The organism is Mycobacterium sp. NS-7484, assembly GCF_001953975.1.
In the GTDB taxonomy this organism is placed as follows: domain Bacteria; phylum Actinomycetota; class Actinomycetes; order Mycobacteriales; family Mycobacteriaceae; genus Mycobacterium.
Window position 1 is genome coordinate 22,837 of record NZ_MBEJ01000036.1, and the last position, 8,356, is coordinate 31,192.

General features: G+C 62.8%; 6 protein-coding genes and 2 pseudogenes. 6 read left to right on the forward strand and 2 right to left on the reverse strand.

Annotated elements, in window-relative coordinates:
- Window positions 1-198 precede the first annotated feature (198 nt).
- Window positions 199-858: a TetR/AcrR family transcriptional regulator gene (locus A5733_RS08590; RefSeq protein ID WP_231965676.1), complete on the forward strand. Its 660-nt coding sequence runs from the start codon at window positions 199-201 to the stop codon at window positions 856-858.
- A gap of 13 nt (window positions 859-871) precedes the next feature.
- On the opposite strand, the gene A5733_RS08595 is transcribed toward A5733_RS08590, so the two are convergent.
- Together A5733_RS08595 and A5733_RS08600 are read right to left on the reverse strand one after the other, a co-directional pair.
- The gene (locus tag A5733_RS08595) at window positions 872-1,666 is read right to left on the reverse strand and encodes a FadR/GntR family transcriptional regulator (protein ID WP_067768954.1); all 795 of its coding nucleotides are present in this window, start codon (window positions 1,664-1,666) and stop codon (window positions 872-874) included.
- Window positions 1,667-1,760: 94 nt separating this feature from the next.
- Window positions 1,761-3,056, reverse strand: a complete 1,296-nt coding sequence (locus A5733_RS08600) for a glutamine synthetase family protein (RefSeq protein ID WP_076239819.1) — start codon at window positions 3,054-3,056, stop codon at window positions 1,761-1,763.
- 286 nt (window positions 3,057-3,342) lie between these two features.
- Here A5733_RS08600 and pdxS point away from each other — a divergent pair.
- The 5 genes and pseudogenes from pdxS to A5733_RS27000 all read left to right on the forward strand — a co-directional run.
- Window positions 3,343-4,256 (forward strand): annotated as a pseudogene (gene pdxS, locus A5733_RS08605) (pyridoxal 5'-phosphate synthase lyase subunit PdxS).
- A 67-nt stretch (window positions 4,257-4,323) separates the two neighbouring features.
- Window positions 4,324-5,697 carry an aspartate aminotransferase family protein gene (locus tag A5733_RS08610; RefSeq protein WP_083666060.1) on the forward strand — a complete coding sequence of 458 codons (1,374 nt, stop codon included), beginning with the start codon at window positions 4,324-4,326 and terminating at the stop codon, window positions 5,695-5,697.
- Between the two features lie 33 nt (window positions 5,698-5,730).
- Window positions 5,731-6,453, forward strand: a complete 723-nt coding sequence (locus A5733_RS08615; protein ID WP_076239821.1) for a gamma-glutamyl-gamma-aminobutyrate hydrolase family protein — start codon at window positions 5,731-5,733, stop codon at window positions 6,451-6,453.
- An 8-nt stretch (window positions 6,454-6,461) separates the two neighbouring features.
- Complete coding sequence (locus tag A5733_RS08620) at window positions 6,462-7,826, forward strand: aldehyde dehydrogenase (protein WP_076239822.1); 1,365 nt, start codon at window positions 6,462-6,464, stop codon at window positions 7,824-7,826.
- Window positions 7,827-8,228: 402 nt separating this feature from the next.
- Window positions 8,229-8,356 (forward strand): annotated as a pseudogene (locus A5733_RS27000) (S-(hydroxymethyl)mycothiol dehydrogenase); the annotation flags it as partial.

The following is an 8,356-nucleotide window of genomic DNA, read 5'->3' on the forward strand; positions in this document are numbered from 1 at the left end:
CAGAGTATGTGGACCGGGTCACTTTGTCTAGCCATAAGTGATGTTTAACGCGGGTGTAACTTGCGCAATGAGACCTACTTCCGACTGACACACTGCTGCAATGCCGCCAGAAACAAAACTTCAGTCGCGTCCCTGGTAGCGTCGGGGCACGCTGATCGCTCATCCGGCGGCACCCAGCGTGGAGGCAAAGGAGTACGTATGACGCAGGCCGTGATCCCACCGCTCACCGGCGCCTGGCATCACGATCTGGCCGGCGGTCTGCGCAAGCGCCCGCTCCAGGAACGCTCGAAGGCCATGATCCAGTGCATCCTCGACACCGCGGCAGAACTGGTCGAGGAAGTGGGCTACGAGGCGGTGGTCGGCTCGCCCACTCTGCTACTCGACCGTTGCGGTGTCAGCCGTGGTTCTTTCTACGCGTTCTTCGAATCGCCTGAGCGTGTTCTCGATGAGTTGTCCTACCAGGGAATTCGGCAGTCCACCGCCAACCTGGATGCGGCACTGTGGAGCCGGCCCGGGGAACACTGGGTGGAGATCGTCGATGCGCTGCTCGATCTCTATACGACCGAACACCGGACGCCGCTGATCCGCGAGCTATGGGTACGTCAGAATTTGACGCAACGGGTCAGGGACCTCGATCACCGGGCAATCGATGATTCGGCGACGCTGGTCCACGCCCAGTTTCGCAAACACGCGCCACTGTTCGACACGCTGACCGAACTCCAGTGCCGGGTGGCCATCCACACCGTCGAACGACTGTTCCAATATGCGTTCATCGACGAACCCGAAGGTGACTCAGCGATCATCGCCGAGGCACGCCGCATGCTCATCGACTACTTCGCCGGCTATATACAGAAGTAACCAAGGGATCTGCTCACCTCGCCGGTTCGTCGAGCTGCCGTTCCTTGAGCGTCGACAAGAGTTTCTGCACACTCCACATGCTGCGTTGGACATGGGCGCTCATCGCCCGCTCGGCCTCATCAGGCTCGCCGTCGACAACCGCATCGAGTATCTGTTGGTGTTCGACCACCGTCGCTTGATGAAACGTACCGTCCTCGGGCAACAGCGCCAGTGCGGGATGACAGCACTGGCGTGATTCCTCGATTCCCCGGATGAGAAACGGATTCGCGGTGATACTCGCCAACGTCAGGTGGAAGACCGCATCGCTCTTCATGAACGACGCGTCGTCTGTCGCGTCCATGAGCATCGCGTGCGCAGTTTGCAGTTCGTTGAGTTCCGAGGTGGTCCGACGCTCGCTTGCCAGACGCGAAACCGCAGGCTCGACCAGGCATCGATACTCCATGGCGAGACGGATTTCGTCACGGTTGTCGATGGCCTCCCTGATGACATCGTGAAACCGTTCTTCGTCTTCTCCCGCTCCGCGCACAAAGGCCCCACCGTTTCGGCCCCGTCGGCGTTCGATCAAACCTTCGGCCTGGAGCTGTCGAAAAGCCAGCTGGACCGGGGTTCTACCGATACCGAGCATCTCGGCGAACTCTCGTTCGGCCGGCAACGGCGACCCTGGAGGCAGGAGACCGAGTCTGATCTCACGCCGGACGAGATCGGCTACGTACCGGTTGATCTCGACGTGAGCAGGTGGCAAGACGATATGGCCGTCTGCAAGTCCACCCACGCGGAGATTCATCGATTTGGTGGCCACGATCGCCATGTTCGCAGGTGTGGCGACCTCCCAATACTCATGGGTCAATGTTAGTCACTCACATTCGCTCGCCGGCCTGGCCTTGGTGCACCGCGCGCTGCTCTCACTCGTAGCGTTGGCGTTCCCATTCGCTGACCGCGTTCTGCCAGGCATGCAGTTCCCACTCCCGGGTCGTCAGATAGTGCGCACAGAATTCGGCACCCAGCACGGAATCCAGATCGCGATCACGGGCGCGGAATTGGCCGATCGCGGATTCCAGGCTGCCCGGAAGAGCGCCGTCGTGAGCATCGATGCTTCGCCGGTCGGGGATCGACGCGAGCTCAAGACCAAGGTGGACCGAGGCAGCAATCGCCGCGAGGGTCAGGTACGGGTTGCAGTCGGCTCCAGGCCGACGCAGTTCGAAACGGCTCGAGGCCGGGCTCCTCAGCAGAGCCCGAAGGGCAAATGACCGTTCGTCCGCGCCGCACGCGGCGCTGACCGGTGCAAAGTAACCAGGAACAAGCCGTTTGTAGGAGTTGATGGTCGGGTTGTAGATCAGACTGAGCGCGGGAAGGTGCGTGAGCAGGCCCCACGCTGCGCGTCGATAGAACTCGTCATCCGGGTCGGCCGCGGCACCGGCCAGGACGTTGGCCCCATCCGTGTCCCACATCGAGAAATGCACATGGGCGCTCGATCCCTCTTGGTGCGCAACGGGTTTCGCCATGAAGTTGGCTCGCAGATCGTGGCGTCGAGCCGCTTCGATGGCCGCGAAGCGCAGAATCGCCGCGGTGTCGGCCGCAGCCAGGCCATCTTGGGGCTCGACGTTGACCTCCAGCAGCCCCGGAGCGCCCTCACTGTGCACCACCGACATCCCGAGCTCAAGCTCGTCGGCGTACCGCCGGAGCGTCGCAATGAAATCGCCGACCTGCGAAATGGTCAACGGACTGTAACTGGGCCCCTTGGTCGCCGGCTCCCAGCTGTCCTGCTTGAACAAACGGAATTCGAACTCGAATGCCGCTTTCATCGTCAATCCGTGCCCTGCCAACGCGTCCAGTGCTCTGCGAAGAACCTGCCGTGGACTGATCGCACACGGAGCACCGTCAGACTCGCTGAGGTCACCCAGGAGCAGATAGGCAGCCGGAAACCATGGCAGTGGCCTCAGTGTCTCGTAGTCGGGGCGTAGCAGAAGATCTTTTGCGCCGCCGTTGATTCCGCGGTCCGACAACACCGTGATCGGTTCGTCAACAGGGTCCACAGCCAGCAACAAGTCGGTGGTCGGCACGCCCTGAGTACGGGCTTGTTCGGTCGCAACAATCCGAGGATCGACCAACTTGCCACGGAGGTTCCCATGGATGTCCGGAAACACCAGGATGATCGCGTTGGCGTCGGCGGGCAATCCGCCGGGGGCGATGCCGTCCACTCTGTGGCCAGCAGCCAAAGGTGCTTGCTGAGCGCGGGGCGAAGACAGTGACATGACAGGTTCCTCTTTGCGTCCGGGACCAACTGAGGCCGGCAGCGTCGACTCCAAATGGATCAAGCAGTAAGCCATTACTATCAGACACACTCCGAGGTCGCAACCGAAATCAATGTACGCACATCGGGACAGTCGCACTGTCCCAACGCTTTAAGACCACCACCGGCCACGGGTGAGGCAGCCGAACCGCCCACTTGACGCGACCCAGCACCACAGCTAAAAATGGATCGCTATGGAATCCAATTCGCTGCAGGGGCCTGCGGCCGGAACCGGCACCGCGCAGGTGAAGCGCGGCATGGCCGAGATGCTCAAGGGTGGGGTGATCATGGATGTGGTCACACCTGAGCAGGCCAAGATCGCCGAGGCTGCCGGTGCGGTGGCCGTGATGGCCCTGGAGCGGGTGCCGGCTGACATCCGCGCGCAGGGCGGGGTGTCGCGCATGAGCGATCCCGACATGATCGACGGGATCATCTCGGCGGTCACCATCCCGGTGATGGCCAAGGCGCGCATCGGGCATTTCGTCGAGGCGCAGATCTTGCAGTCGTTGTGGGTGTGGATTACATCGACGAGTCCGAGGTGCTGACTCCGGCCGACTACACGAACCACATCGACAAGTGGCGCTTCACCGTGCCGTTCGTGTGTGGGGCGACCAATCTGGGTGAGGCGTTGCGCCGGATCACCGAGGGCGCGGCGATGATCCGCTCCAAGGGTGAGGCCGGCACCGGCGATGTCTCCAACGCCACCACGCATATGCGCAAGATCGGCGGCGAGATCCGCCGGCTCACCTCCCTGTCCGAAGACGAGCTCTACGTGGCGGCCAAGGAGCTGCAGGCCCCGTATGAGTTGGTGGTCGAGGTGGCCCGGGCCGGCAAGTTGCCGGTGACGCTGTTCACCGCAGGTGGGATCGCGACTCCGGCGGATGCGGCGATGATGATGCAGCTCGGTGCTGAGGGTGTGTTCGTCGGGTCGGGGATCTTCAAGTCGGGCAACCCCGAGCAGCGGGCGGCAGCGATCGTCAAGGCCACCACGTTCTACGACGATCCGGATGTGTTGACCAAGGTGTCGCGTGGTCTGGGTGAGGCCATGGCCGGCATCAACGTCGAAGAACTCGCCGCACCACACCGACTCGCCGAACGCGGCTGGTAACGAGCCCACCAATTCTTCGATCGATCTCTCACTCAACGAAAAGTGTTGTCCGGAAAGGAATATGATCATGACATCAGTGCAATCCCGCCACGCTCTCGAGACTCAGGCGCTCGACCACCTCTGGCTCCACAGCAATGATCTGGAATGGAGCGAACTCACTCAGGGCGGACTGCGGGTGTTCGTGGAAGGTCGCGGCTCCACTCTGATCGACGTCCACGGACGGGAGTACATCGACGGTCTCGCCGGCCTTTTCGTGGTCGCGATCGGCCACGGTCGAACGGAGATCGGTGAGGCGATGGCCGCCCAGGCCGGCAAGCTCGCCTACACCGCCGCATCGAACGCCGCCAATCCCGCTTCCATCGCCCTTGCCGAGAGGATCAGCTCGCTCACCCCAGGTGATCTCGACCGGGTGTTCCTGTGCTCAGGCGGCTCGGAGGCGGTCGAGAGCGCGATGAAGATCGCCAAGCAGGTTCAGGTCATGCGCGGTTTCGGCAAGCGCTACAAGATCATTGCGCGACGCGGCTCCTACCACGGCACCACCTTTGGCGCGGCCAGCCTCACCGGTAGCGCGAGCGAGAAGTACTTCGGACCGTTCATGCCGGGAGTCAGCAAGGCGCCCAACCCCAACCACTACCGCAACGACTTCGGCCTGGAAGGCGAGGCCGGTGACATCATGTGCGCCCGCTTCGTCGAGCAGGAAATTTTGACCCAGGGGCCTGAAAACGTCGCAGCGGTCATCGGTGAACCCATCTCGGTCGCCAATGGCACCCATATTCCGACTCCGACGTACTGGAAGATGCTCCGCGAGATCTGCGACCGCTACGGCGTACTGCTGATCATGGACGAGGTCATCACCGGATGGGGCCGCACCGGTAAGGTCTTCGCTGCCGAGCATTTCGGCATCGTGCCCGACATCATGACGATGGCCAAGGGCCTGTCCAGCGGTTACGCACCGGCAGCGGCGGTGGCCGTCCGGTCGTCGATCTTCGACGACTTCCGCCCCGACGGAAATGCGTTGGCCCACCTCATCACTTTCGGTGGCCATGCCGTGGCCGCGGCCGCCGCACTCAAGAACATCGAGATCATGGAGCGCGAAAACCTCATCGAGCGCTCGGCCGAAATGGGCTCGTATCTCTTCGAATTGGCCCAGGGTCTGCGCAGCCACCCCACCGTCGGCGATGTTCGTGGCGGCAAGGGTCTGCTGTGCGCCATCGACTTCGTCAAAGACAAGTCGACTCGCGAAGCCTGGGGCACCTCGCATCCGTTCATCCGGAAGATGGCTCTGCGGACACAGGAGGAGGGACTCGTCACGCGAGTGTGGGACGTCCTGCACCTCGCTCCCCCGTTTGTGCTGACCCGTGGTGAAGCGGAGCAGGCCATCGAGATCATCGATCGATGCCTGACTGAGGCAGAAAGTGAATTCGCCGATGAGATCAGCTGACGTTCCCGCCGCGGTGCAAGGCAGGGCGGTCCGATGACGGCCGTCATCGGCGTATGCGCGGCCTTCGAAAACGCGAGCTGGGGATTCTGGAGCCAAGAAGCCGCAATCGTCCCAGGAACCTATCTGGCCAAGATCCATGCGGCCGGCGGAGTGCCGCTGGGGTTGATCCCGGATGCCGGCGTCGTCGAGCAACCCGAACTCGTGCTCGACCGCATCGACGGCCTGCTGTTGATCGGCGGAGTGGATGTCGTGCCGGCGTCCTATGGCGCGGAATCAGCCACTCGCATCGAGGCCACCGAACCGCGTCGCGACGCATTCGAGCTGGCCTTGGCCCGCGGTGCACTGCAGTGCGATCTGCCGGTGCTCGGCATCTGCCGCGGCATGCAGATACTCAACGTGGCCACCGGAGGGACACTGCACCAACACCTTCCGGACGCCGGGTTCGGCGAACATCGGCGAAGCCCGGGACGACTCGACCACGCAACGTTCCACGACGTCGAGGTCGATTGCGGCACGCACGCGGCCAGCCTCGCCGGCAGCGGTGTACAAACCGTCAACTCCCACCACCATCAGGGCGTGGACGTCCTCGGCGACGGAGCCGTCGTCACGGCACGGTCGATCCCGGATCTGCTGCCCGAGGCCATCGAGTGGCCGTCACACCGCTATGCCCTCGGCGTGCAATGGCACCCCGAAGCCGTGGAACTCCAACACGCGCTCACCGACTTCGTGGGCGCTACCCAGCAGAGTCGAAAGTGACTACAGATATGAGCATTCTCGAAGTAATCGAGCCGGCCACCGAGCAGGTTCTGGCCTCGGTGGAGCGCACCACCCCTGAGCGCCTCGATGAGATCATCGCCGAAGCGACTGCGGCACAGCAGGTATGGGCGGCGCAAACACCACAGTTCCGCGGCCAGGTGCTGCTGGCAGTGGCGGCGCAGATCGACAACAATCTCGAAGCCCTCGCCCAACTTGAGGCACGCAACGTCGGGATGCCCATCGGTGACGCACGTGGCGCCGTGGCGGGGGTGGCAGCCACCTTCCGCTATTACTCTGCAGCCCCGGAACGGCTGCTGGGACACACCATCCCAGTGGCCGGCGGCGTCGACATGACGTTCCGGGAACCCATCGGTGTCGTCGGATTGATCACGCCGTGGAACTTCCCGTTGAGCATCGCGGCCTGGAAGGTAGCGCCGGCCCTCGCTGCCGGCAACGCCGTGGTCCTCAAGCCGGCTGAACTGACCCCACTGAGCTCACTGGAACTCGGCAAGATCGCCGTGACAGCGGGTCTTCCCGAAGGTCTGCTCAATGTCGTCGTCGGCACCGGACGCACCATCGGAACCCAGCTGGTCGAGCACCCCGGCATCGGCAAGATTGCCTTTACCGGGTCGACCGACGTCGGCAAGGACATCGGCCGCCGTGCCGCCCAGAGCATCAAACGAGTGACGCTCGAACTCGGCGGCAAGTCCCCATCGCTGATATTCGCCGATGCTGATCTGGACGCTGCCGCCGAAGGGCTGGTCGGCGCGGTGTTCGGAAACGCCGGTCAAGATTGCTGCGCCCGTTCTCGCGTCTTCGTCCAGCGCCCTGTGCTGGGGAAGTTCCTCGACAAACTACAGACTGTCGTGGACGCCATGGTGGTCGGGAACCCGCTCGACGAATCCACACACATGGGTCCACTCATCTCCGCCTCGCATGCCCAGACCGTCCAGGGCTACGTCGACGACGCGCCGGTCCTCTTTCAGGGGTCAGCGCCGGCTGGACCCGGTTTCTGGTTCCCGCCCACGGTGTTACATCCGATCGACGACGACCACCGCTCGGTTCGGGAGGAGATCTTCGGGCCCGTGGTGTCTGTCCTGGCTTTCGACGACGAGGATGAAGCGGTGGCCCGCGCCAACGACACCATCTACGGCCTCTCCGGGTCCATCTGGACCGCGGATGGTGCGCGATCTTTGCGAATCGCACGCCGACTCGCTGTGGGTACGTTGGCGATCAATTCTTACACCTCGGTGCGGATCACCACCCCGTTCGGCGGCTTCAAGCAGTCCGGTGTGGGGCGAGAACTCGGTCCAGACGCGCTTGAGGCGTATACCGAGGTGAAGAACGTCTTCGTGAACACCTCACCGGCGTAGCCACGTGCGCCACCCATGATCGATCAGTTCGATTGGGAGATAATCGAATTCGTAGTTTCATGGGCAAACTACGGAGGCCCGAGGGACGAGGATACATTTCCGTTGTTCGGGATGGATGCCCAGCGATTGCTGGTGCGATTCAGCAATGTAGTACTCCGGTTGGGAGCCGGCTGCGACGCGGCGCTCACGTTGGAGCAATACAAATTGCTCCGACGCGCCGCCTCATTGAACGCCGACCTCAACCGGCAGGGGCAGACACCCGGTACAACGAAGTCCGGAAATTCCCCTCTCGATCTTTCAGCAAGCGCCGGGGAGTGGTTCCAGCACCAGGGCATTTGGCACTGGCAAGAATCGGAAGCCTCCCGATCGATGCGTTAGTTCATCAATAGATTTGGAGAAGCCATGAGTCAAACAGTCCGTGGAGTGATTTCTCGGTCCAAAGGCCAGCCGGTCGAGCTGGTCGACATTGTCATCCCCGATCCGGGGCCCGGTGAGGTGGTGGTCGACATCATCGCCTGCGGCGTGTGCCT